25 protein-coding genes are annotated in these 24,784 nt (G+C 30.7%); 12 read left to right on the top strand and 13 right to left on the bottom strand.

Going from position 1 to position 24,784, the window contains the following annotated elements; genetic code table 11:
* Positions 1–99: 99 nt before the first annotated feature.
* Together B5L73_RS04315 and B5L73_RS04310 are read left to right on the top strand one after the other, a co-directional pair.
* A complete protein-coding gene (locus tag B5L73_RS04315) occupies positions 100–2,040 on the top strand; it encodes a ribonucleoside-diphosphate reductase subunit alpha (protein WP_085148348.1) in 1,941 nt (646 codons plus the stop codon).
* The gene (locus B5L73_RS04310; protein ID WP_085148345.1) at positions 2,031–3,047 is read left to right on the top strand and encodes a ribonucleotide-diphosphate reductase subunit beta; all 1,017 of its coding nucleotides are present in this window, start codon (positions 2,031–2,033) and stop codon (positions 3,045–3,047) included. The genes B5L73_RS04315 and B5L73_RS04310 overlap by 10 nt, the downstream gene beginning before the upstream one ends.
* On the opposite strand, the gene B5L73_RS04305 is transcribed toward B5L73_RS04310, so the two are convergent.
* The 4 genes from B5L73_RS04305 to B5L73_RS04290 are packed head-to-tail and all read right to left on the bottom strand — an operon-like array spanning position 3,048 to position 7,305.
* A complete protein-coding gene (locus B5L73_RS04305) occupies positions 3,048–4,172 on the bottom strand; it encodes a bifunctional 2-methylcitrate synthase/citrate synthase (protein ID WP_085148342.1) in 1,125 nt (374 codons plus the stop codon). It abuts the gene before it with no gap.
* Positions 4,172–5,068: a methylisocitrate lyase gene (gene prpB, locus B5L73_RS04300; RefSeq protein ID WP_085148339.1), complete on the bottom strand. Its 897-nt coding sequence runs from the start codon at positions 5,066–5,068 to the stop codon at positions 4,172–4,174. The genes B5L73_RS04305 and prpB overlap by 1 nt, the downstream gene beginning before the upstream one ends.
* Positions 5,068–6,570 (bottom strand): MmgE/PrpD family protein, encoded by a 1,503-nt coding sequence (locus tag B5L73_RS04295; RefSeq protein WP_085148336.1) that lies wholly within the window; start codon positions 6,568–6,570, stop codon positions 5,068–5,070. The genes prpB and B5L73_RS04295 overlap by 1 nt, the downstream gene beginning before the upstream one ends.
* A gap of 51 nt (positions 6,571–6,621) precedes the next feature.
* Positions 6,622–7,305: an HAD-IA family hydrolase gene (locus tag B5L73_RS04290; RefSeq protein ID WP_085148333.1), complete on the bottom strand. Its 684-nt coding sequence runs from the start codon at positions 7,303–7,305 to the stop codon at positions 6,622–6,624.
* A gap of 122 nt (positions 7,306–7,427) precedes the next feature.
* Here B5L73_RS04290 and B5L73_RS04285 point away from each other — a divergent pair, with 122 nt between their 5' ends.
* The 8 genes from B5L73_RS04285 to rpsD are packed head-to-tail and all read left to right on the top strand — an operon-like array spanning position 7,428 to position 16,379.
* Positions 7,428–8,000, top strand: a complete 573-nt coding sequence (locus B5L73_RS04285) for a DapH/DapD/GlmU-related protein (protein WP_232309642.1) — start codon at positions 7,428–7,430, stop codon at positions 7,998–8,000.
* A 2-nt stretch (positions 8,001–8,002) separates the two neighbouring features.
* Entirely contained in the window at positions 8,003–9,823 is a 1,821-nt protein-coding gene (gene glmS / locus B5L73_RS04280) for a glutamine--fructose-6-phosphate transaminase (isomerizing) (protein WP_085148327.1), read from the top strand.
* A gap of 35 nt (positions 9,824–9,858) precedes the next feature.
* The gene (locus tag B5L73_RS04275) at positions 9,859–11,238 is read left to right on the top strand and encodes a class II 3-deoxy-7-phosphoheptulonate synthase (protein ID WP_085148325.1); all 1,380 of its coding nucleotides are present in this window, start codon (positions 9,859–9,861) and stop codon (positions 11,236–11,238) included.
* 38 nt (positions 11,239–11,276) lie between these two features.
* A complete protein-coding gene (gene nadE / locus B5L73_RS04270; RefSeq protein WP_085148322.1) occupies positions 11,277–12,014 on the top strand; it encodes an NAD(+) synthase in 738 nt (245 codons plus the stop codon).
* Between the two features lie 51 nt (positions 12,015–12,065).
* Positions 12,066–13,409, top strand: a complete 1,344-nt coding sequence (gene cysS / locus B5L73_RS04265) for a cysteine--tRNA ligase (protein WP_085148320.1) — start codon at positions 12,066–12,068, stop codon at positions 13,407–13,409.
* Positions 13,406–15,007 carry a citramalate synthase gene (gene cimA, locus B5L73_RS04260; RefSeq protein ID WP_085148317.1) on the top strand — a complete coding sequence of 534 codons (1,602 nt, stop codon included), beginning with the start codon at positions 13,406–13,408 and terminating at the stop codon, positions 15,005–15,007. Before cysS ends, cimA begins: the two co-directional genes overlap by 4 nt.
* Positions 15,008–15,721, top strand: coding sequence for an RNA methyltransferase (locus B5L73_RS04255; protein WP_085148315.1), 714 nt, complete (start codon positions 15,008–15,010; stop codon positions 15,719–15,721).
* Positions 15,722–15,761: 40 nt separating this feature from the next.
* Positions 15,762–16,379 carry a 30S ribosomal protein S4 gene (gene rpsD / locus B5L73_RS04250; RefSeq protein WP_085148313.1) on the top strand — a complete coding sequence of 206 codons (618 nt, stop codon included), beginning with the start codon at positions 15,762–15,764 and terminating at the stop codon, positions 16,377–16,379.
* Between the two features lie 3 nt (positions 16,380–16,382).
* Here the strand turns inward: rpsD and grxD are convergent, their stop codons facing one another.
* The 9 genes from grxD to sfsA are packed head-to-tail and all read right to left on the bottom strand — an operon-like array spanning position 16,383 to position 23,608.
* Positions 16,383–16,715, bottom strand: a complete 333-nt coding sequence (grxD, locus tag B5L73_RS04245; RefSeq protein WP_085148311.1) for a Grx4 family monothiol glutaredoxin — start codon at positions 16,713–16,715, stop codon at positions 16,383–16,385.
* Positions 16,715–16,945, bottom strand: a complete 231-nt coding sequence (locus B5L73_RS04240; RefSeq protein ID WP_085148309.1) for a BolA/IbaG family iron-sulfur metabolism protein — start codon at positions 16,943–16,945, stop codon at positions 16,715–16,717. The genes grxD and B5L73_RS04240 overlap by 1 nt, the downstream gene beginning before the upstream one ends.
* A 2-nt stretch (positions 16,946–16,947) precedes the next feature.
* Complete coding sequence (purL, locus tag B5L73_RS04235) at positions 16,948–19,137, bottom strand: phosphoribosylformylglycinamidine synthase subunit PurL (RefSeq protein ID WP_085148307.1); 2,190 nt, start codon at positions 19,135–19,137, stop codon at positions 16,948–16,950.
* The gene (gene purQ, locus B5L73_RS04230) at positions 19,137–19,820 is read right to left on the bottom strand and encodes a phosphoribosylformylglycinamidine synthase I (RefSeq protein WP_085148304.1); all 684 of its coding nucleotides are present in this window, start codon (positions 19,818–19,820) and stop codon (positions 19,137–19,139) included. Before purQ ends, purL begins: the two co-directional genes overlap by 1 nt.
* Positions 19,821–19,823: 3 nt before the next feature.
* A complete protein-coding gene (purS, locus tag B5L73_RS04225) occupies positions 19,824–20,066 on the bottom strand; it encodes a phosphoribosylformylglycinamidine synthase subunit PurS (RefSeq protein WP_085148301.1) in 243 nt (80 codons plus the stop codon).
* Positions 20,063–20,848 (bottom strand): phosphoribosylaminoimidazolesuccinocarboxamide synthase, encoded by a 786-nt coding sequence (gene purC / locus B5L73_RS04220; RefSeq protein WP_085148298.1) that lies wholly within the window; start codon positions 20,846–20,848, stop codon positions 20,063–20,065. The genes purS and purC overlap by 4 nt, the downstream gene beginning before the upstream one ends.
* Positions 20,848–22,140 (bottom strand): adenylosuccinate lyase, encoded by a 1,293-nt coding sequence (gene purB, locus B5L73_RS04215; RefSeq protein WP_085148294.1) that lies wholly within the window; start codon positions 22,138–22,140, stop codon positions 20,848–20,850. Before purB ends, purC begins: the two co-directional genes overlap by 1 nt.
* Positions 22,141–22,143: 3 nt before the next feature.
* Positions 22,144–22,917, bottom strand: a complete 774-nt coding sequence (gene map, locus B5L73_RS04210) for a type I methionyl aminopeptidase (protein ID WP_085148291.1) — start codon at positions 22,915–22,917, stop codon at positions 22,144–22,146.
* Positions 22,910–23,608, bottom strand: coding sequence for a DNA/RNA nuclease SfsA (sfsA, locus tag B5L73_RS04205; RefSeq protein ID WP_085148288.1), 699 nt, complete (start codon positions 23,606–23,608; stop codon positions 22,910–22,912). The genes map and sfsA overlap by 8 nt, the downstream gene beginning before the upstream one ends.
* A 20-nt stretch (positions 23,609–23,628) precedes the next feature.
* Here sfsA and B5L73_RS04200 point away from each other — a divergent pair, with 20 nt between their 5' ends.
* Both B5L73_RS04200 and B5L73_RS04195 read left to right on the top strand, forming a co-directional pair.
* Positions 23,629–24,378, top strand: a complete 750-nt coding sequence (locus B5L73_RS04200; RefSeq protein ID WP_085148286.1) for a competence/damage-inducible protein A — start codon at positions 23,629–23,631, stop codon at positions 24,376–24,378.
* The gene (locus tag B5L73_RS04195; RefSeq protein WP_085148283.1) at positions 24,379–24,783 is read left to right on the top strand and encodes a gamma-glutamylcyclotransferase family protein; all 405 of its coding nucleotides are present in this window, start codon (positions 24,379–24,381) and stop codon (positions 24,781–24,783) included.
* Position 24,784 lies beyond the last annotated feature (1 nt).

Raw genomic sequence — 24,784 nt, 5'->3', positions numbered from 1 at the left:
TAAATGTTCTATTGATTTACATAATATTTAGTATATCTATACAAAGCGCATACAACATATAGTTGTTTTCGCTAAAACAACAAGATATAATAACAAAATATGAATAAAATACTATCGCAGGCCCTAAAGAAAGCTGTCTCTGAATATAGCCCCGAAGTCAAAGAGGTTCAAAAAAGCAATAGACCTGATTTATTCTCATTAAATAATGAAACTGAGCTGTTTCAAAATGATAAAGGTATAATAATTAAAATTGACCGTTCAAAAGATGTAAACCTAACTGATTTTGGTAAGGCAACCTTAAAAGACAGATACCTTGGTCACAATGAATCTTTTCAAGATTTATTTGCGAGAGTAGCTAGTACATATGCAGATGATAATTTGCATGCGCAAAGAATTTATAATTATATAAGTAACCTCTGGTTCATGCCAGCTACACCTGTTTTATCTAATGGTGGAACTAAAAGAGGATTGCCGATTTCATGTTTTTTAAATGAAGCATCAGATAGCTTAGGTGGCATACTAGATCTTTGGAGTGAAAATGTTTGGTTAGCTGCAAAAGGTGGGGGCATAGGAAGCTATTGGGGAAATTTAAGATCAATAGGTGAGAAGATTGGTAAAGTTGGAAAAACTTCTGGAATTATTCCGTTTATAAAAGTTATGGACTCATTAACTATGGCGATCAGCCAAGGTTCATTAAGAAGAGGATCTGCAGCATGTTATCTTCCAATTGATCATCCTGAAATAGAAGAGTTTATGGAAATGAGAAGACCAACTGGTGGTGATCCAAATAGAAAAGCATTAAATTTACATCACGGTGTTTTAGTTTCAGATGCATTCATGCGAGCTGTAGAAAATGATGAACAGTGGGCATTAAAAAGTCCAGCTGATGGAACTATTCAACAAACTATATCTGCAAGAAATTTATGGATTAGATTATTAACAGCAAGAATTGAAACAGGAGAACCTTATATTATTTACATTGATACTGTTAATAGACAAATTCCACAACATCATAAGTTGGCAAACCTAACAGTAAAAACTTCAAATCTTTGCAGCGAGATAACTTTACCTACGGGTATTGACAAAGATGGAAGAGATCGAACAGCTGTTTGTTGTTTGTCTTCACTGAACTTAGAAAAGTATGATGAATGGAAAGATGATCCAGATATGATCGTAGATGTAATGAGATTTTTAGATAATGTTCTATCTGATTTTATTAATAAAGCACCTGAGCAATTTAAAGATGCAAAATATTCTGCCGAGAGAGAAAGAAGTGTTGGGTTAGGAGTAATGGGCTTTCATTCTTTTTTACAACAAAAAAGAATTCCACTAGAGTCTGTGATGGCAAAGTCATGGAATAAAAAGATTTTTAAAAATATTCATGAAAAAGTAAACCAAGCATCAAAAGATTTAGCTGAAGAAAGAGGCGCATGTCCTGATGCTGCAGAGTATGGTTTCAAAGAAAGATTTTCAAATAAAACTGCAATAGCACCAACTGCATCTATTTCAATAATTTGTGGTGGAGCATCACCAGGAGTAGAACCTATTGCAGCCAACAGTTACACCCATAAAACTTTGTCAGGATCTTTCAATGTTAGAAATAGATACCTAGAAGAGATTTTAGAAGGTCATGGTAAAAATGATGATGAAACCTGGTCAACAATAACGACTAACCAGGGTTCTGTTTCGCATTTAGATTTTTTAACCGAATTAGAAAAAGATGTTTTTAAAACTGCTTTTGAATTAAATCAAAAATGGATCATTGAGTTAAGTGGTGATAGAACACCATTTATTTCTCAAGCACAATCAGTCAACTTATTTTTACCAGCAGACGTTCACAAAAAAGAATTACATAGAATTCATTTTGATGCATGGAAAAAAGGTTTAAAAAGCCTTTATTATTGTAGATCAAAATCAATTCAAAGAGCTGAAAATATCAATAATGCTCAATCAACTGATATTACAGCTAATGTATATAAATCTAAAAATCAACAAACTAACGAGGAACCGGAATACGAGGAGTGTTTATCATGTCAGTAGCAGAGAAAATTAAAGTAGAAAAAAAAGAAATTATCCAACCAAAAAAGATGGGTCTTTTAGTTGAGAACCCAGTTTATAAACCATTTAGATACCCTTGGTGTTATGACGCTTGGTTAACACAACAAAGAATTCACTGGTTACCCGAAGAGGTCCCACTTGGTGATGATGTCAGAGATTGGCAAAAAAATTTATCACAACCTGAGAAAAATCTTTTAACTCAAATTTTTAGATTTTTCACTCAAGCTGATGTTGAAGTAAATAACTGTTACTTAAGACATTATACGACTGTTTTTAAACCAACAGAAGTTTTAATGATGATGACTGCTTTTGCTGCAATGGAAACAGTTCATGTTGCTGCTTACTCTCATTTACTAGATACTATCGGAATGCCTGAGTCAGAATATTCTGCATTCATGAAGTATAAAGAGATGAAAGATAAATATGATTACATGCAAGGATTTAATGTTAATTCAAAAGAAGATATTGCTAAAACCGTTGCAGTCTTTAGTGCTTTCACTGAAGGTCTACAATTATTTGCAAGTTTTGCGATTCTTTTAAATTTCCCAAGACATAATAAGATGAAAGGAATGGGGCAAATAGTTACTTGGTCTGTAAGAGATGAAACTCTTCACTGTAATTCTATGATCAGAATTTTTAAAGAATTCATTAAAGAGAACCCAGAAATCTGGACTCCAAAATTGAAAAAAGAATTATACGAAGCTTGCAGAACTATTATTGAACATGAGGATGCCTTTATAGATTTAGCTTTTGAAATGGGTCCAATGGAAGGATTAACTGCAAAAGAGGTAAAAGACTATATTAGATTTATTGGTAATAGAAGACTAGTTCAACTAGGCTTAGAACCAATTTATGATGTACAAAAAAATCCTCTCGGATGGTTAGATACAATGTTAAATGCAGTTGAACACATGAACTTCTTTGAGGGTCGTGCAACTGAGTATTCTAAAGCATCTACACAAGGGACTTGGGTCGAAGCTTTTAGTTAATTATCTTTGATTTAATTGTAAAACTTTTCTGTGCTTGTTACCTTTGTAACTTGCAAGAGGTCGGATCAATTTGTTTGCAGCGTGTTGCTCCATTATATGTGCTGACCAACCAGTTATTCTTGAAATAACGAATATCGGTGTAAAGAAATCTGTATCAAAACCCATTAAGTGATAAGTCGGCCCAGTAGGATAGTCCACATTTGGGTGAATGTTTTTTCTTTCAATCATTACTTTTTCAACAATGTCATAAATTTTTTCAAATTTTTTATCTTTTTTAATTTTTGCTACTTTAGCAAAATACTTTCTCATTGTCGGAACTCTCGAATCTCCACTTTTATAAACTCTATGCCCAAATCCCATAACAACATCTTTGTTATCTAATGCATTATTAATCCATTTAAGGGCATTTTTAGGATCTTTAATTTTATTCATCATATGCATTACCTCTTCATTAGCTCCCCCATGTAATGGACCTTTTAAACTTGCTATTGCACCAGTAATTGCACCATGAATATCAGACAAGCTGCTGGTAATAGTTCTTGCAGTAAAAGTTGAAACGTTAAAGCTATGCTCTGCATATAATATTAAAGACACATCAAAAGCTTTTACTATTTCTTTTTGAGGTACTTTTCCAAAACACATATGAAAAAAGTTTTCAGCCATATTTAAGTTTTTCTTAGGTTTAATAATTTTTTTACCTTTTCTAATTCTGTAGAAGGCAGCCAATGCAGTAGGGGTTTTTGCAAGAATTCTAATCGCTTTTCTCATATTTGCCTCAGGAGAGGAGTCAGTTGTTTCTTTATCTTCTAAACCCATAATACTTACGGCAGTTCTGGCCACATCCATAGGATGGGATTTTTTAGGTATTTTTTTTATAATTGAATATAAATTTTTTGATAATTCTCTATTATTTTTTTCTTCCTTTTCAAATTTTCTAAGCTGGATAGTATTAGGTAAGTCCTTGTTTAAAATCAGATAAGCAACTTCTTCAAATCTACAATATTCACAAAGATCTTGAGCAGCATAGCCTCTATAAGTAAGAGAGTTTATTTCAGGCATTACTTTTGAGACTTCAGTTTCGTCTACAACAATTCCCAATAAACCCTTTTTTATCTCATCACTCATTATTCATGACCTTCAGTGTTAAAGTTATAAATTTTTTCGTCCAAACTATTATATTTTTCATAATCTACAAGATCATATAATCGTTTTCTGGTCTGCATTTTATCAATAATGTTGTTTTGGTGTCCATTTGCATAAATGTCTCTTAGACCATCCTCAACATTTTTCATTGCCAATCTTTGAGTTGTAACAGGATAAATAACTATATTATAACCAAGTTCTTCTAATTGTTTGTAATTTAATAATTTAGTTTTACCAAATTCAGTCATGTTAGCTAATAAATAACACGATAGCTCTCCTCTAACTTTTTCAAAATCTTTTTCATCATGAAGTGCTTCAGGAAAAACAATTTCTGCTCCAGCATCAATATAAGCTTTACATCTTTCGATCATTTTATCTATACCCTCTACACTTTTTGCATCAGACCTCGCAATGATCTTAAAATTCTCATCTTTTTTTGCAGACACACATTCTTTAATTTTTTTCACCATTGCATCTGTAGATATCAATTCTTTATTATCTAGGTGTCCACATCTTTTTCTCTCAATTTGATCTTCTATATGAACTCCAGTAATTCCAAACTCTTCAAAAGTTTCTATAGTTTCTTTACATGATTTAAATCCTGTATCTATATCTACAATTGTAGGAAGATTTGTAACTCTAGAAATTAAGTACGACCGCGTACTAACATCTTGCAGTGTAGTTAATCCAATATCTGGGAATCCAAGATCATTTGCCATAACACCTCCTGAAACATAAACTGCATCATAACCAATCTCCTCAATTAACTTTGCAGTTAAAGGATTATAAGCACCAGGAACTCTTAATATTTTTTTAGATTTTAATTTATCCGTAAAATCTTTTCTTTTTTGTATTGGTTCTTTTTCAACAAAATGCATTAAAAAATTCCTTTTTTTAAATTTCGTTTAATTTTGCTCTTTTTAACAATAATATTCAATCTATCTAATTGACCTGACTTTAGTTTTCTTAAGTTTTGCACTGTCTTTAAAAATCTTTCAATTTCTTTTTTATCTAAAATATTCTCGGTAAGTGTTAAAAATTTGTTTATATAATTTTTTCTTTTGAACGGTCTTGAACCATAAGGATGAGCATCTGCAACTCCTTGCTCTTCGGTAATTTTTTTTCCGTTTTTAAGCGTAATTGTGACTTTTGCACCAAAAGCTTTTTTTCTAGGGTTAGGGTCATGATATCTTTTGGTCCATTTTTTATCCTCATGGGTTTTGATTGATCTCCATATCTTAATTGTACTTTTTCTTTTTGCTCTAGCTTTCGAATAAGATTTTACATGGTGCCAGCTACCATCCTCTAAAGCCACAGCAAATATATACATTATTGAATGATCTAACGTTTCTCTACTTGCATTTGGATCCATTTTTTGAGGATCGTTTGCACCTGTACCAATCACATAATGAGTATGATGACTGGTATAAATATCAATTTTTCTTATTTGATTTAAATTTGATATTTTCTTTTTAAGTTTTTTTGCAAGATCAATTAATGCTTGAGATTGATATTCAGCAGAATATTCTTTTGTATAAGTTTCAAGTATAGCTTTCTTAGTCTCGTTTTTTTTTGGAAGTGGAACTTTATACAACGCTTTTTTTCCATCTAAAATTCGCGCTATAACACTATCTTCACCTTCATAAATCGGACTTGGAGCACCTTCACCACGCATAACTCTATCAACAGCTTCAATTGCAAGTTTCCCAGCGTGCGCTGGAGCATAAGCTTTCCAACTTGAAATTTCACCTTTTCTAGACTGTCTAGTTGAAATAGTTGTATGCAGAGCTTGTTGAACAGCTTGATAGATTGTTTCTGTATTTAGTCTCAACATCGATCCTATTCCAGCAGCAACACTTGGTCCTAAATGAGCTATGTGATCTACTTTATGTTTATGTAAGCAAATTCCTTTTACTAAATTAACTTGAACCTCGTAGGCAGTTATTATCCCTCTTAAAAGATCGATCCCACTTTTTTTATTTTGTTGAGCAACACTTAACAAGGGTGGGATATTATCACCAGGATGACTGTAATCAGCTGCTAAAAAAGTATCATGAAAATCAAGTTCTCTTACAGCCGTACCATTACTCCATGCAGCCCATTCGCAATCAAATTTTAATTTACTGTTAACACCAAATAATGTTGCACCGTTTTTTCTCAAATGTTTAAAAGCCATTTCCCTAGATGAAATAACAGGATGTCTGTTTAATGAGGCTATTGCAACTGAGGCATTATCAATAATTCTATTAATCACCATCTCTATTGCTTCTTTATCTAACTTTGCATTATCACTTGCAATCTCTGCGATTTTCCAAGCCAGCTGTTTTTTTTTGGGTAAGTGAATTTTAGATGGGAAAACTTTTACGTTATGTATGATCAAAATAACTCCTAATTGAAAACTGTTCTAATAGTTAAAAAAAAATAATCAATATTAAAGATATTTTGTTACGATTTTTTCAATACCAATGAAGTCTTTTATTAAGTGATTATGGTAAATTTCAGTTGTATTTTTTTCAGTATAACCATCCTCAAGTAAAATAACTGGAATTCCAGCAGCTTTTGCGGCGTTAGCATCTGTTTCACTATCGCCAACCATTAAAGTTTTTTTAAGATCTCCACCTAAAATCTCAACGACAGATGTTAAGTGTCTTGGATCAGGCTTGCAGTAATCAAATGTATTATGGCCAGCAACGTACTCAAAAAAATCGTAAATTCCTATTTTTTTTAATAGATCAATAGCAAGATGTTCTTGTTTATTTGTACATACAGCCATCGAAATATTTTTTTCTTTTGACCATATTAAAAAATCTTTTGCACCGTCAATTAGTTTACTTTCATTTACAATATTTTTTCCATAATAATCTACAAACTCTTTAACCATTTCTTTTTTTATTTTTTCATCTTGAACTTTTCCAAATTCTTTTTTAGCCTGACCCCATATCGATCTTCCAATCATAGCCCCAGCTCCACCACCTACTAAATTTCTTATTTCTTCAGTAGATTTAGTTGGATAACCAAATTTATTCATCACATAATTATGAGCATTCATCAAGTCAGGCGCCGTATCTACTAAAGTACCATCTAAATCAAAAAGAATTGTATAAATTTGTTTCATATTTAAAAGTATTTTTAAGAAATATTTTGTGAATTAAGAAAGATATATACTTATTGTAAGTAATTTTCTAGATGAAACAGTTACAAATAAACAAGCTACAGAATTCACTAAGAAATAAATTTTTGAAATCCAAAGTAAATATGATTGCTCCAGAAACAATCTATTTTTCTAAAGATACTAAAATTGGAAAAAATGTGACTATAGAACCATATGTAGTTATTGGATCAAAAGTGAAAATTGGTAATAATGTTACTATAAAATCTTTCAGTCATTTAGAGAATTGTAAAATTGAAAATAAAGTTGAGGTAGGTCCTTATGCAAGAATAAGACCCGGTACAACATTAAAGGAAGGATCTAAGATTGGTAATTTTGTTGAAATTAAAAAAAGCACTCTTGGAAAAAAATCTAAGGTAAATCATTTAACTTATATTGGTGATGCCTCAATTGGTAAATCAGTTAATGTTGGAGCAGGAACAATCACTTGCAACTATGATGGAGTTAAAAAATACAAAACTAATATAAAAGATAATGTTTTTATTGGTTCTAATTCTTCTTTAGTAGCCCCAATTACGCTTGCAGAAAATAGTATAATTGGAGCAGGATCAGTAATCACTAGAAATGTGGGTAAAAAATCTTTAGCACTGACTAGAAGTCAACAACTTGAGATAAAAAATTATAAAAGAAAGTCTAAATAATTATGTGTGGAATAATTGGAATCAACAGTAGTAGACCTGTCTCATCAACTATAATTAGCTCTTTAAAAAAATTAGAATATAGAGGATATGACTCAGCCGGTATAGCAACGCTTTCAAACAATGAAATTAACGAAGTTAAATCCGAAGGAAGAGTTGATAATTTAGAAAATAATCTTTTAGTCCAAAAAATGGAAGGAACCATTGGTATAGGACATGTTCGTTGGGCTACACATGGTTTACCTAACAGTATTAATGCTCACCCTCACTCTTCGCAAAATGTTTCTGTAGTTCATAATGGAATAATTGAAAATTCTACGTTATTAAAAAAATTTTTAATAAGCAAGGGTCATAAATTTAAGTCACAAACTGATACTGAAGTGATCGTGCATTTAATTACAGAAAATTTAAAAACTGAAAATATTGTAAATTCAATTAAAAAAACTCTGAAATCTCTTCATGGTAGTTTTGCGTTAGGTATAATATTTAAAGATCAACCTGATTTAATAGTTGGTGCAAGAAGAGGATCGCCATTAGCTGTTGGGTATGGCCCAAATGAAAATTATTTAGGTTCAGATTCATACGCACTGAAGGCGATGACAAATAAGATTACTTATCTAAATGATGGTGAATTTTGTATTATAAAAAAAGATCATGTTGAATTTTTTAATGAAGATGGAGACAAGATAAATAAAAAAGTTTTGGAATTATCACTTGAGGATGAAAAATATGACAAAGGTGATTACAAACATTTCATGGCTAAAGAAATAGAAGAACAACCAACAACATTAAAAAATGGGATTAATGAATATGTAGATACATTAAATAACGATATTAATATTTATAATTTTCCTTGGAAAACTAATGAAATTTCTTCCATAACTTTAATTGGTTGTGGAACAGCTTATCATTCTTGTCTACTTGCAAAATACTGGTTCGAAGAATTAACCTCATTAGATGTTAATGTAGATATTGCTTCTGAGTTTAGATACAGAAAAAATAGATTTAAGAAAGAAACTTTATATATATTTGTATCTCAATCAGGCGAAACAGCAGATACTTACGCAGCATTAGATTTGTGTAATCAAAATGATATGAAAACATGCGCTGTTGTAAATGTCATTGAGAGTTCTATAGCTAGAGATTCTAAATTTGTTTTACCAATACACTGTGGGACTGAGATAGGTGTTGCATCTACTAAAGCCTTTTTGGGTCAAATTCTTATATTATACATTTTAGCTTTAAAACTTGGATCATTAAGGAAAGATTTGAAAAAAGAGCTATTTAATGAAAAGCTTAAAGATCTTAAATCTCTTCCTAAATTAGCTGAAAAGACCTTATTGACTGATAATAAGATACAAACAATATCAAATACTTTTAACGAAGCTAAGGGTTCAATGTTTTTAGGAAGAGGTTTTTCTTTTCCAATAGCATTAGAGGGTGCATTAAAATTAAAAGAACTATCATATATCCATGCCGAGGGTTATCCAGCTGGTGAAATGAAACATGGACCACTTGCGCTGATTGAGGAAGGAATGCCCGTTGTTGTTCTAGCACCAAGAGATAATTATTATAAGAAAACCATTTCTAACATGCAGGAAGTTATTGCAAGAGGGGCAAAAGTTTTATTAGTAACCAATAGAAGTAAAGATGAGGTGGTCTCAGAAAATATTTGGGAAAAAATTGAAGTTGAAAGTGCTAATGAGGATCTTTTGCCATTTCTTTTAACAATACCTTTACAAAAATTAGCTTATTATTCAGCTCTTAAAAAAGGATTTGATATAGATAAGCCTAGAAATTTAGCTAAATCAGTAACCGTTGAATAATAGAAAAACTCTGATACAACAATCCTGAGTTGAACATGAAAAATTGGAAAGTAAATAGCTGGAGAAAGTATCCTGTGAAACACATACCTGCGTATGATGATGAAAAGGAACTTAATAGTGTTTTAAATAAATTAAAAACATTTCCACCACTTGTATTTGCAGGTGAAACTAGACATTTAAAAGATCAATTATCTAAAGTAGTTGATGGTAAGGCTTTTTTATTGCAAGGCGGTGACTGTGCTGAAAGTTTTGCAGAGTTTCATCCCGATAATATAAGAGACACTTTTAAAGTAATTCTTCAAATGGCTTTAGTTATGACATATTCAGCGTCTTTACCAATTGTTAAACTTGGTAGGATTGCTGGACAGTTTTCTAAACCAAGAAGTGCTCCAACAGAAAAACAAGGTGATGTAGAATTACCAAGTTATTTAGGTGATAACATTAATGCAATAGACTTTAATGAAAAAGCTAGAAGACCTGATCCAAAAAGAATGTACAAAGCATATTCTCAATCAGCTTCAACACTTAATTTACTTAGAGCATTTTCAAAAGGTGGTTTTGCAGATTTGAACAAAGTTCATTTATGGAATTTAGATTACATTAAAAAAAGTCCTCAAGCGAAAAAATTTAAAGACTTGGAGGACAAAATTGCAGATGCACTTGCTTTCATGGAAGCTTGCGGAATAACTTCAGACTTTAACAATAGATTATACACTGTAAATTTTTGGACTTCACATGAGGCATTACATTTACCATTCGAGGAAAGTATGACCAGAGTAGACTCTACTACTGGTGAATACCATGATACATCTGCACATTTCGTTTGGATTGGAGATAGAACAAGACAATTAGACGGTGGACATGTTGAGTTTTGTAGAGGAATAGAAAATCCCATTGGAATAAAGTGTGGTCCAACTTCAAAACCTGAGGAGATTGCAAAAATCTGCGAAACTTTAAACCCAAAAAATGAAAAAGGAAAAATAACTTTAATTTCAAGATTCGGTCATCAAAATGTAGAAAAATTTTTGCCTAAGTTAATTAGACGAATTAAAAAAGAAGGACTTAATGTTATTTGGTCATGTGACCCAATGCACGGGAATACAATTGTATCAACAACTGGTTTTAAAACGAGACCATTTAACAACGTAGTTAATGAGGTCAAAAATGTTTTTGGTGTACATCACTCAGAGGGATCTTACGCAGGTGGTTTACATGTTGAAATGACTGGTCAAGATGTGACGGAGTGTACTGGTGGAGCTAGAAAAATATCTGATGCTGATTTATCAAGCAGATACCACACTCACTGTGACCCAAGACTGAATTCAGACCAGGCTTTAGAGTTAGCATTTTTAATTTCTGATGAGATTAAAAAGAATAGCAGCTATTCTAAAAATGCTATTCAAGCGGCATCTTAAGCTATTGCATTAAAATTTAAGATAGTTAGATATTTGATATGACCCCTTCAGAAAAAGTAAAATTTATCTCAAACTGGATCAAAACTTATGTTGATCAAATGCCAAGTAAGGCACAATCATTAGTTATCGGAATATCCGGAGGTATAGATTCATCAGTTTCAAGCACTTTAAGTGCGATGACTGGTATGAAAACTATTGTTTTAACTATGCCGATTAAACAAAAAGAAAATCAACATGATTTAAGTTTAAAACATCAACAGTGGCTGGTAAAAAATTTTAAGAATGTTGAAGCTCATACTTTAAGTTTAGATAAACTTTTTGAAACATTTTCAACAACACTAAATAAATTTGATAATGAGCATGGTTTTGCTAACTCCAGAGCGAGACTGAGAATGACTACCCTTTATCAGGTTGCAGCAGCAAATAAAGGTATTGTAGTTGGAACAGGAAATAAAGTAGAGGACTTTGGAGTAGGTTTTTACACAAAATACGGAGATGGTGGTGTGGATATATCTCCAATAGCTGATTGTAATAAGAGTGAAGTTTGGGAACTTGGGAAAGAATTAGGTATATTAAAAGAAATTATCGATGCTCCACCAACTGATGGTTTATGGGACGATGGAAGAACAGATGAAGGTCAATTAGGATTCAAATATTCAGAACTTGAAGATGCAATGGGAAACCCAAATTCACCTCACAGAGAACAATACGAAAAAATTCGAAATCAAAACTTGCATAAAATGGAGCCAATTCCAGTTTGCAAGATTCCTAGTTAATCAATTAGATTAACAAATCATCAAATAAGGTATATTTCTTAATCAACTGATATGGATATTTTTTTAACAAATAATTTAAGTAATAAAAAAGAACATTTTATTCCTAAAGAAAAAAATAATGTTGGAATGTATGTTTGTGGACCTACAGTTTATGATGATCCCCACATAGGAAATGCAAGACCTTTAGTAATTTTTGATATTTTATTTAAATTATTAAAAAATGAATTTCCCTCTGTAAAATATGTGAGAAATATAACTGATATTGATGACAAGATAATAAAATCCTCACAAGAGCAAAAAATTTCAACAAAAGAACTAACTGAAAAAGTAACTTCAAGTTTTTTCAAAGATTGTGAGTTTCTGAATTGTGAAAATCCTACTCATCAACCAAAAGCTACTGAACATATTGATCTGATGATTGAAATGATAAATGATTTAATAAAAAAAGGATTCGCATATGAAAATAAAAAACATGTTTATTTTGAAGTTAAAAAATTTTCTGATTATGGCAAATTATCAAATAAAAATTTAGAAGACTTGGTTGCTGGATCCAGAGTAGAGATTAGTGAAAACAAAAAAAATCCTGAAGACTTTGTTTTATGGAAACCATCAAATAATGATGAACCTGCTTGGGATTCACCTTGGGGGAAAGGTAGACCAGGTTGGCATTTAGAATGTTCAGCCATGTCAAAAAAATTCTTAGGTAATGAATTTGATATTCATGGCGGAGGCATAGATCTTATTTTTCCTCATCATGAAAATGAAATAGCCCAGTCTAGATGTGCCAATGATACAAAAGTTTTTGCAAATTATTGGGTCCACAATGCTTTTATTACCATGTCTAATGAAAAAATGGCCAAGTCACAAGGTAACATTCTTAAAATAAAAGATTTTAGAAATAAGATTAGTGGTCAAATAATCAGATTAGCTTTAATGAGTGCACACTATAAGCAACCACTAGATTGGAACGACAAGTTATTAAGTGATTGTGAAAGTACTTTAGATAAGTGGTATAAAATGTATTCTTCAAATCTTAAATCTGTCAAAGTTTCAGACGAAATTTTAAAACCACTTTATGAAGATTTGAATACACCTGGATATATCGCCAACCTTCACAAGTTATATGAAAAAGCTAATAAAGGTGAAAATATAGAATTATTTGTTTCAGCATGTAAATTTATTGGTTTGATGAATGAAACTAGCGAACAGTGGAATGAATTTAAAAAGAAAAGAGTATCTATAACTGAGTCTGAAATTGAAAATATGCTTAGTTTAAGAGATAAAGCTAGAGAAAATAAGAATTATAAAGAGGCTGACAGAATTAGAGATGAGCTCTTAGACAAAGGAGTTTTAATAGAAGACAAAGATGGTAAAACACTCTGGAAATTTAAATGAGCAAAGAAAGATTATACATATTTGATACAACCCTAAGAGATGGAGCTCAAACTCAAGGAGTTGACTTTTCTATAGAAGATAAAGAAAAAATTGCTTTAGCTTTGGATAATTTAGGTGTGGATTATATAGAAGCAGGATGGCCTGGGGCCAACCCAACAGATACAGAATTTTTTCAAAAAAAACATGATTTCAAAAATTCAAAACTAACATCTTTTGGAATGACAAAAAGATCTGGACGAAGTGCAGAAAATGATACTGGATTATCTGCACTTATGAATTCTAATACCTCAGCAGTGTGTTTGGTGGGTAAGTCTTGGGACTTTCATGTTGATGTTGCTTTAGGAATAACAAATGAGGAAAATTTAGAAAATATTTCTGAAAGCGCAAAACATTTTATTAAAGCAAAAAAAGAATTTATGTTTGATGCAGAGCATTTTTTTGATGGTTATAAAGCAAATCCAAAATATGCGGTTTCCTGTATTAAAGCGGCTTATGACCAAGGCGCTAGATGGGTGATACTATGTGACACAAATGGAGGAACACTTCCACATGAAATTACAAAGATAGTTAGTGAAGTAGTGAAAGTTGTTCCAGGAAAAAACTTAGGAATCCACGCTCATAATGACACTGGTAATGCAGTTGCTAATTCATTAGCAGCAGTATTGTCAGGTGTTCGACAAATTCAAGGTACAATAAATGGTTTGGGAGAAAGATGTGGAAATGCAAATTTGATGTCATTAATACCAACATTTTTTTTGAAGAAAGATTTTTCATCTCAATTTGAAATTGGAATAAAATCAAAAAACATCAAAAATCTGACTGATTGTTCTAGGCTTTTGGATGAAATTTTAAACAGAAAACCCAATAAGCATTTACCTTATGTGGGTGCTGCAGCTTTTTCACACAAAGGAGGATTACATGTATCTGCTGTACAAAAAGATCCAAAAACTTATGAACACATCAATCCAGAAGAGGTTGGTAACACAAGAAATATTGTTGTCTCTGATCAATCAGGAAAGTCAAATATTATCTCAAGATTAAAAAGTATAAAAATTGATATCCAAGAAAATGATCCAAAAATTAAAAAATTATTAGACGAAGTAAAAGACAGAGAATTCATTGGTTATAGTTATGATGGTGCTGATGCATCATTTGAATTATTGGCTAGAAGAATTATTGGAGAAATACCAAGATATATATCTATTAATGAATATGATGTTTCGGTAAAGAAAAATAAATCTGGCGAAATAGTTTCATCTGCAAAAGCTCAGTTGGAAGTTGATGGAGAAAAGATTATGTGCGAAGGAGAAGGGAATGGTCCAGTAAATGCTTTAGATAATGCCATAAGACAAAATGTTGATAGATTAGCAAAATACTCAAAGTATTTAAAAGATTTAAAACTGGTAGATTATAAAGTTAGAATATTAAATACAGGAACAGAAGCTGTAACAAGAGTGTCAATTGAAAGTACAGACTCTAAAGGAAAAAATTGGTTTACTATCGGTGTATCAACGAACATTATCGATGCTTCTTTTAAAGCATTAATTGATAGTTTGGATTATAAATTATTTAAAGATAATGCTCCTGCTAGTAAATAAATGAACAATAATAATATTTCATTTATTCTCCATAAACCTCAATTATCAGAAAATATTGGAGCCTGTGCTAGAGCAATTAAGAATTTTAATTTTAAGAAAATGGTATTAATAAATCCTAAACCTATTTTTCCAAATGATAAAATTTTAGCTACGTCAGTAGGTGCTAAAGATATAATCAAACAAAGCAAAAATTATGATAATTTGGAGAAGGCCATAAGCAAAATTGATATTGTTATTGCTACTTCTGCAAGATTTAGAAATAAAAATGTCAAACATATTAACTTAGATGATTTAAAAAAAATTGATTTTAAAAAGAAAATTGGTTTTCTGTTTGGTTCAGAGGCTTCAGGTTTATCAAACGATGAAATCAGCTATGCTAATTATACTTTGCAAATACCTACTAATCCTAATTTTAAATCATTAAATCTATCCCATAGTATGATCATAATCGCTCAACAAGTAGCTAGTCTTATGAAAATTAAAAATGTTCAATTCAAAAAATCAAAAAAGATTAAATCCGCAAGTAAAAAAGAAATTCAATCAATGTTAAATCTTTGCATTAAAAATTTAGATGAAATAAATTTTTTTAGACCAAAGGAAAAGAGACCTAAAATGCTAGAGAACCTAAGAAATATTTTTTATAAAATGGACTTATCTGATAAAGAAACACGTATATTATCAGGAGTATTCGCAAGTTTAGGTAAAAAACGTTGATTGACAAACAAAAGAGTAAGTTTATAAGACCCAATATCAAATGACAAAAAGAATTAACTCTAAACATAAAGTAGATAGAAGACTAAAAGTAAACCTATGGGGCAGACCTAAAAGCCCATTCAATAAAAGAGCTTACGGACCAGGTCAACATGGTCAAACTAAACAAGGTAAACCTTCAGATTATGGTATTCAATTACAAGCGAAACAAAAACTTAAAGCTTATTATGGAAATATTAATGAAAGACAGTTCAGAAATATTTATAAAAAAGCTTCTATGCTTAAAGGAGATACCAGTGAGAACTTAATTGGTCTTCTAGAGAGAAGATTAGATGCAGTAATTTATAGAGCGAAGTTTGCTACAACAATTTTTTCTGCTAGACAGTTAATCAACCACGGACATGTTAAAGTAAATGGAAAAAAAGTAAATATTTCTAGTTACTTAGTTAAAGAAGAAGATAGCATTGAAATAAGAGATAAATCTAAACAACTTGCAATCATTGATATAGCTTTAGCAAGTAAAGAGAGAGAAGCACCTGAATATATTCAATTAGATCAAAAAAACAAAAAATTTAAGTTTGTAAGGGTTCCAAAATTTGAAGAAGTTCCTTATCCTGTAGTAATGGAGCCTAACTTAGTAATTGAATATTACTCAAGATAATAATTATTTTTTAAAATTTATTCCTTTATCAGTAAAAACTTTTTTTAATTCACCACTTTCATACATTTCTTTTACAATATCACACCCACCAACAAATTCTTTTTTTACGTAAAGTTGAGGAATAGTAGGCCAATCACTAAAAATTTTAATTCCTTCTCTAATTGATTGATCTTCAAGAACATTAACACTTTTAAAATTTACCTCTAAAATTTTTAGCATGTTTGAAACTGCCATTGAGAATCCACACTGTGGAGCATCTGGAGTTCCCTTCATGAATAAACATACATCGTTAGTATTGATATGATCTTGAATTATATTTTTTGTTTTATCATCCATTATTGTTCCTTTGTTTTAATAGCTAAGGCATGTAATTCATTCCCCATTCTGCCTTTTAATGAATTATAAACCATTTTGTGTTGTTCAATTTTACTTTTTCCAGCAAATAGAGATGATGTAACAGTAGCAGAATAATGATTACCATCCCCAGCTAAATCTTGAATTTCTATTGAAGCATCTGGCATTGCTTCTTTAATAAACTTTTCAATCTCTTTTAAATCCATTGCCATAATCAAACCATGTAACTCTTAAGCCAATTAGTATTATATGATTTTAATTCGTCAATTGTTAGTTTCGTCTTTTGATCAATTATCATCTCTTTATCGATGATTTTACCTATCTCATCACAATGTACTGAATTTTTATCTAAAATTTTAGAAACTTCTTTGAAATCTTTTGGATTTATTTCAATTAAATATCTTCCTTGATCTTCAGCAAAAAAGTATTCAATTTCATTAATCAAAAATTTTGGTTTTTTGATTTGTATACCTTTATCACCTTTTATACACATTTTGCTTATCGCTGTGATTATTCCACCGAGAGATACATCATGGGCACTTTTAATGAAATTTTTCTCTATTAAATTTAGTAGTGTCAGACCATTATTTTTTTCATTAAATAAATTTACTTCAGGTGGGGGTCCATTATTTTCATTTAAAATTATTCTTGATAATAAACTTTGATCTATATGACCCTCTGTTTTTCCAATCACTAATACGATGTTGTCGATTTCCTTAAAATCCATTGTGATCATCTTTTTGTAATCTTTAATTAAACCTACACCTCCTATCGTAGGAGTTGGTTTAATTCCAATGTCTTTAGTTTCGTTGTAAAAAGATACATTGCCCGAGACAACAGGATAATCTAAATACTTACATGCCTCACTGATACCTTGAACACATTCGACAAACTCACCCATATTTTCTTCTTTCTCTGGGCTTCCAAAATTTAAACAATTAGTAACTGCTATAGGTTTAGCACCCACTGAGATTAAATTTCTCCAAGTTTCACAAACGACTTGTTTTCCTCCTGTGAGTGGGTGTGCCCAACAATAAGTTGCAGATGAGTCAACTGTAGCAGCAATAGCTTTATCTGTTTTATGAACTCTTACTACGCCTGAATCTCCACCTGGTTTTTGTATAGTATCACCCATGACTGTGTGATCGTATTGTTGCCAAATCCATTCCTTACTACAAATGTTTGGGCTTGATAAAATCTTTTTTAGTGTATCTTTAATCTTAAGATTCTTGAATTTTGTTTTATCAATTTTATTTTTTTTTGGTAATTTTGATTTTTTCCATTTTCGATCATACATTGGAGAGTTTTCAACTAATGTATTAACTGGAATATTAGCTACTTGTTGATTGTCAAAAAATAATTCAATATTTTTCGTATTGGTTGTTTTTCCAATTACAGCAAAATCTAAATTCCATTTATCAAATATTTTTTTGGCTATTTCTTCTTTACCATTCTCAAGAACTATAAGCATTCTTTCTTGGCTTTCTGATAACATAATTTCGTAAGGGGTCATTTTTGTTTCTCTACATGGAACTTTGTTTAAGTTAATTTCAATACCTAAATTTCCCTTTGATGCCATTTCAATACTTGAAGAGGTTAGTCCAGCAGCCCCCATATCTTGAATTGCAATAATTGAGTCTCCTGACATTAATTCTAAGCACGCCTCTAATAAAAGCTTTTCAGTAAAAGGATCTCCAACTTGCACAGTTGGTTTTTTTTCTTCGATTTTTTCATCAAAACTTGCAGAGGCCATACTTGCTCCATGAATTCCATCTCTACCGGTTTTTGATCCAACATAAATAACTGGTTTATTTAAGCCAGCTGCCTTGGAGTAAAATATCTTGTCTTTTTTAACTAATCCTAAAGTCATCGCGTTTACTAAAATATTTCCATTGTATGATCTATCAAAAGATGTTTGTCCTGCTATAGTAGGTACTCCCATACAGTTTCCATAACCACCAATTCCATGAACAACACCTCTTAATAAATTTTTTGTTTTTTTGTGTTGAGTTGAACCAAAATGGATTGAATTTAAGTTAGCAATAGGTCTTGCACCCATTGTAAAAACATCTCGCATAATTCCACCAACTCCTGTTGCTGCTCCTTGATAGGGTTCAATAAATGAAGGGTGATTATGACTCTCGATTTTAAAAACTAATGCATCTCCATCTTCAATATCAATAACTCCAGCATTTTCCCCTGGTCCTTGAATTACTTTTTTTCCTTTAGTGTGTAATTTTTTTAAATGAATTCGAGAAGATTTATAGGAGCAGTGTTCGTTCCACATTGCAGAAAATATACCTAACTCAGTAATATTAGGTGTTCTTTTTAATAATTTACAAATCTTTTTATACTCATCTGATTTTAAACCATGTTCAATTGCAATTTTTTCGTTAACCAACATTATTTAATATTATTTAAAAGATTTTTAAAAAAGATGGATCCATCTTCCCCAGACAAACTTTCATCTATCATTCTCTCAGGATGAGGCATCATACCCAAAACGTTTTTTTCTTTGTTAAAAATACCTGCAATATTTTTTATTGAACCATTAGGATTTATTTGATCATTTGTATTACCATTTTGATCACAATAATAAATTGCTATTTGATTATTATCTTCAATCTCTTTGAGTTGATCTTTGGTGCAAAAATAATTACCCTCATTATGGGCTATATGAAATTCCAAAACTTTTTTATCTAGATTTTTAAAAAAAGAATTCTCTTTGTTGTTAACTTTTACGTGGACATTTTTACAAATAAATTGAAGGTATTTATTTCTTAATAATACTCCTGGCACCAATCCAGCCTCAACTAAAATTTGAAAACCATTACAAATTCCCATAACCAATCCACCTGATTTTGCAAAATTAATTACTGAAAGCATAATTTTTGACTTTGATGCCATACTGCCACAACGTAAATAATCACCATAAGAAAAACCACCAGGCAAAACAATTAAATCACTTTTGGGTAATTCTTGATCATTATGCCAAACCATTTTATTTTTAAATCCAAATTTTGTAAGAGCTACATCCATGTCTCGATCACAATTTGAACCAGGGAAGGTTATAACTGATGATTTCATTAATTATTGTGTTTCAATAATTTTGTAGTTTTCAATAACAAGATTAGCTAAAAGTTTTTGGCACATATCTTCAACAAGTTCTTTAGCTTTTTTTGGATCATTTTCTTTAACATCAATTTCAAAATATTTTCCTTGTCTAACCTCATTTACAGAATTAAAGCCCATACCATCTAATGTCTCATGGATTACTTTGCCTTGTGGATCTAAAACGTCCTTTTTAAGAGTTATTACGGCAGAAACTTTCATTTTCGCTTCTTTTTAATTGAGGATAGTTTAGTTACATTCACTGCAGAAACGTTTGATTGCTCATGTAGAATTCCAAGTCTTTTGGCAACTTCGGTATACGCAGGTAATAAATCTCCTAAATCTTTTCTAAATCTATCTTTATCAAGTTTTTTGTCAGTTGCAGAGTCCCACAATCTACAAGTATCAGGGCTTATTTCATCAGCCAAAATTATTTCTTTTCTACCATCAATTTTAGTTCGCCCAAATTCTAATTTAAAATCAATTAATTTTATTCCCACTCCTCTAAACATCCCAATCATAAAATCATTAATTCTAAAAATAGTTTTTTTTATCTTTTCGATTTCTTTTTTATTTGCCCAATCAAACGCGTAAATATGATCCTCTGAAATCAATGGATCGCCAAGTTTGTCATCTTTCAAACAGTATTCAATTAAAGGTTCTTTTAGTACAGTTCCGTCTTCTATTCCAAGTCTTTTAGTCAAAGATCCTGTCGCAACATTCCGAATAACAAATTCAATTGGAATTATTTCTACAAATTTAATTAATTGTTCTCTCATATTTAGTCGTTTGACTAAATGATTTTCAATACCAATTTGAGATAAATTTGTAAGAATATGTTCAGAAATTCTATTATTTAAAACTCCTTTACCCTCAATAGTAGTTCTTTTTTCATTATTAAATGCTGTAGCATCATCTTTAAAGTATTGGATTACCAAATTTTTATCAGAGGTTGAATAAATTATCTTGGCTTTTCCCTCGTAAAGTTTTTTACCTTTTTTCATTATTTGAAAACCCGCCTAAAAATTAGATTTACATTTTTAAAGTGTTTAGAATAACTAAAGATAGACTTTAACTTTTTAATTGAAATTTTACTCATTATTAACTTGTCAGACTGAATAACATTAAACAAATCTAAATTTTCAGCAAAACATTTTTTTGCATATCCTTGTACTAACTTATAAGATTTTTCTCTTGTGATACCAGTTTTTGTCAGTTCTAGCATCACTTCTTGTGAAAAAATTAGCCCTTTAGTAAGATTAAGATTTTCTAGCATTTTTTTTGGATAAACAATCATATTATCTAAAACACTTGCTAATCTTACCAGTGCAAAGTCTAGAGTAATATTTGCATCAGGACCAATATTTCTCTCTACACTTGAATGTGAAATATCTCTTTCATGCCAAAGTGCAATATTTTCAAGCGCTGGAACAACAGAACTTCTTACCATTCTTGCAAGTCCGGTTAAATTTTCACTTAAAATTGGATTTTTTTTATGGGGCATTGCAGATGAACCCTTTTGGCTTTTAGAAAAATATTCTTGCAGTTCATAAACTTCTGATCTTTGTAAATGTCTTATTTCTATAGCTACTCTTTCTATACTTCCTGCGATAATTCCCAATACTGAAAAATAAAATGCATGTCGATCTCTAGGGATAATTTGAGTAGAGATTGGTTCAACTTTTAATCCAAGTTTTTTTGCAACATGTTTTTCAACATTAGGGTTTACATTTGCAAATGTTCCAACAGCTCCAGAAATTGCACAAGTTGATATTTGATCAATAGCGTAAACTAATCTTTCTCTATTTCTTTTAAACTCTTCATAAAAGGAAGCTAATTTTAATCCAAATGTTATTGGCTCAGCATGAATTCCATGACTACGACCTATGCAAGGAGTAAATTTATATTTTCTAGCTTGTTTTTTTAATACTTTTAAAATTTGATCTATGTCTTTTAAGATAATTTTTCCTGATTGAACTAATTGAATATTAAAACTTGTATCTACTACATCAGATGAAGTCATGCCAAGATGAAGATATCTAGCTTTAATTCCTGCTTTTTCAGTTACAGAAGTTAAAAAAGCAATTACATCATGTTTAACTTTACTTTCAATTTGATGAATTCTTTTTACATTTATTCTAGCTTTTTTCCTAACTATTGACGAGACACCTTTTGGAATTTGACCAAGTTTTTCCATTGCTTGAGCTGCAGCAATTTCAACATCCAACCATATTTTGTATTTATTTTCCTCAGACCAAATATCTGTTAATTCTTTTCGAGAGTATCTTTTAATCATTAATTATAAGTATGGAGGCTTTGAATAACCTTTAGCAGATTCTGTAAATATTTCATAACCATTTTCAGTAATTCCAACAGTATGCTCAAATTGTGCAGATAAAGATTTGTCTTTTGTAACTGCAGTCCACCCATCATTAAGCATTTTTACATTAAATTTACCAGCATTAATCATTGGTTCTATTGTAAATGTCATCCCAGGTTTTAATTCCATGCCTGTATTCTTTGTTCCGTAATGTAAAATGTTTGGTGGTTCATGAAATGATGTCCCTATCCCATGACCACAAAAATCCTTAACTACAGAAAATCCTTTCTCTTCAATATAAGATTGTATTTCATGTCCTATATCTCCAAGCTTAATACCAGGTTTTAAGATTTTAATTGCTTTCATCATAGACTGATAAGTTGCGTCAATTAGATTATTTAATTTTACCGAGGTTTTTCCAATACAAAACATTCTACTTGTATCTCCATAATGTTCATTAATGATAGCAGTTACATCTACATTAAGGGCATCTCCTTCAACTAAAACTCTATCCTCTGAAGGCACACCATGACATACAACGTGATTAAGAGATGTACATAAAGATTTAGTAAAACCACGATAGTAAAGTGGGGCAGAGTGGCCACCATTATCTCTTATGAACTCATAGCCAAGCTTATCTATGTAAGCTGTCGAAACACCTTCTTTAATATTTTCTGTTAACATGTCTAAAGTTTGTGAAGCTAGCTTTCCAGCTATTCTCATTTTTTCAAATTTTTCAGTGTAATTACTCATCAATAATTTTTATTTTTTTATCTATATAAATTTTTTTAGAACTAATATTACATCTATAAGCCAAAAAATTTACCCCAGCTTTTTTAGCTATCAAATAATTTTCATAGTATTTATTATCAATATCTTTTGCTATTTTAAAGTACTCCATATTTTGTATTTGTACTAAAAATATTAAGTAAGACTTATAGCCTCTTTTTATGGCATCAATAAGGGTAAGTAAATGTTTTGATCCCCTAGTAGTAATAGCATCTGGAAACTCAGCTGTTTTTTTATCTCTAAAAAGAGTAACATTCTTTACCTCTAAAAAACTTTTTTGATTCTTTTTTTCAATTAAAAAATCAAATCTAGTCTCTTTATTAAAAAAAACTTCTGAATTAATTTTATCGTTATTTTTGAATTCCTTGATGAGGTTATTATCTAATCCGTGGTGTACAATTTTATTTGCTCTATGAGTATTTATTCCGACAAAGTTTTTTTTGGCCTTAATAATTTCTAAACCATATTTTAATTTTCTTTTTGGATCATTATGCTTGAATAAATATACTTCATTACCTTTATCCAGCAAACCTTTCATAGATCCAGTATTTGGACAATGTGCAGTGACAATTTCTTTATTTAGATTTACATCAACAAAAAAACGCTTATATCTTTTGATTAATTTGCCTTTTAATAAAGACTTGGTAAATTCCATATTAGAATTATACATATAAAATGAGTAAAAACATAAAAGTAAATGCTGCAATATTAATCATCGGTAACGAAATTCTTTCTGGACGAACTCAAGACACCAACACAAGCACTTTAGCAACATGGTTAAATTCCATTGGTGTAAAAGTAAATGAGGTAAGAATAATTCCAGATCAAGAAGATATAATTGTACAGACATTAAACATTTTGAGGAAATCTAATAATTATGTTTTCACAACTGGTGGTATCGGCCCCACGCATGATGACATAACTGCTCAATCAGTGGCAAAAGCTTTTGGTCTTAAATACGAACTCCATAAAGAAGGATATAAAATATTAGAGGCTTATTACCAGCCAGGTGAGTTTAATGAAGGAAGACAAAAAATGATTTGGATGCCAGAAAATGCAGATTTAATTCTAAATCCAACAAGTGGAGCTCCTGGTTTTAGTGTAGAAAATGTTTTTTGCTTACCAGGGGTACCGTCAATTCTGAAATCAATGTTGGGTGGATTAAAAAATAAGATTGTTGGGGGTGACCCTATTTTAAGTCACACTATAAGTTTAAAAACAGTAGAAAGTGAAATTGCAAATTCTTTAACAAAAGTACAAGAACAAAATAAAGATGTTGAGATTGGAAGTTATCCATTTTTTCATGCCGGCAAACTTGGAGTTTCAATAGTGCTTCGTTCAGAGGATCAATCTAAAATTGATCAATGTAACTCACAAATATTAAAATTTGTTGATGATAAAAAAATAGAAGTTGTCGATAGATAAATGCTTTATTTTGCTTATGGAAGTAATCTTCATCATTTTCAAATGAAGAAAAGATGTAAAGATAGTACTTTTATTAAAAAAATTAATCTTAAGGATTTTAGATTAACTTTTAGAAGCAAGTATAGAGCCGCTGATATTGAGCCAAAAAAAAATTCCATAGTACCGGGTGGTTTATTTGAAATTTCTAAGAGCGATGAAAAAAAACTCGATGTTTATGAAGATTATCCAATTTTATATAAAAAGTATTTTTTCTCACATTATGGAAAAAGAGTTATGACTTATACAATGGTCAAAAAAACTAGTTTTAGATTTCCAACTGAAAGATATTTAAATGTTGTAAAACATGGATATAAAGATTGTAAGCTTGATCAAAAATACTTAGACCAAGCTCTTTTAAATAAATAGC

It is taken from the genome of Candidatus Pelagibacter sp. RS39 (genome assembly GCF_002101315.1).
Lineage (GTDB): Bacteria > Pseudomonadota > Alphaproteobacteria > Pelagibacterales > Pelagibacteraceae > Pelagibacter.
This window is presented reverse-complemented; position numbering and strand designations above follow the sequence as displayed.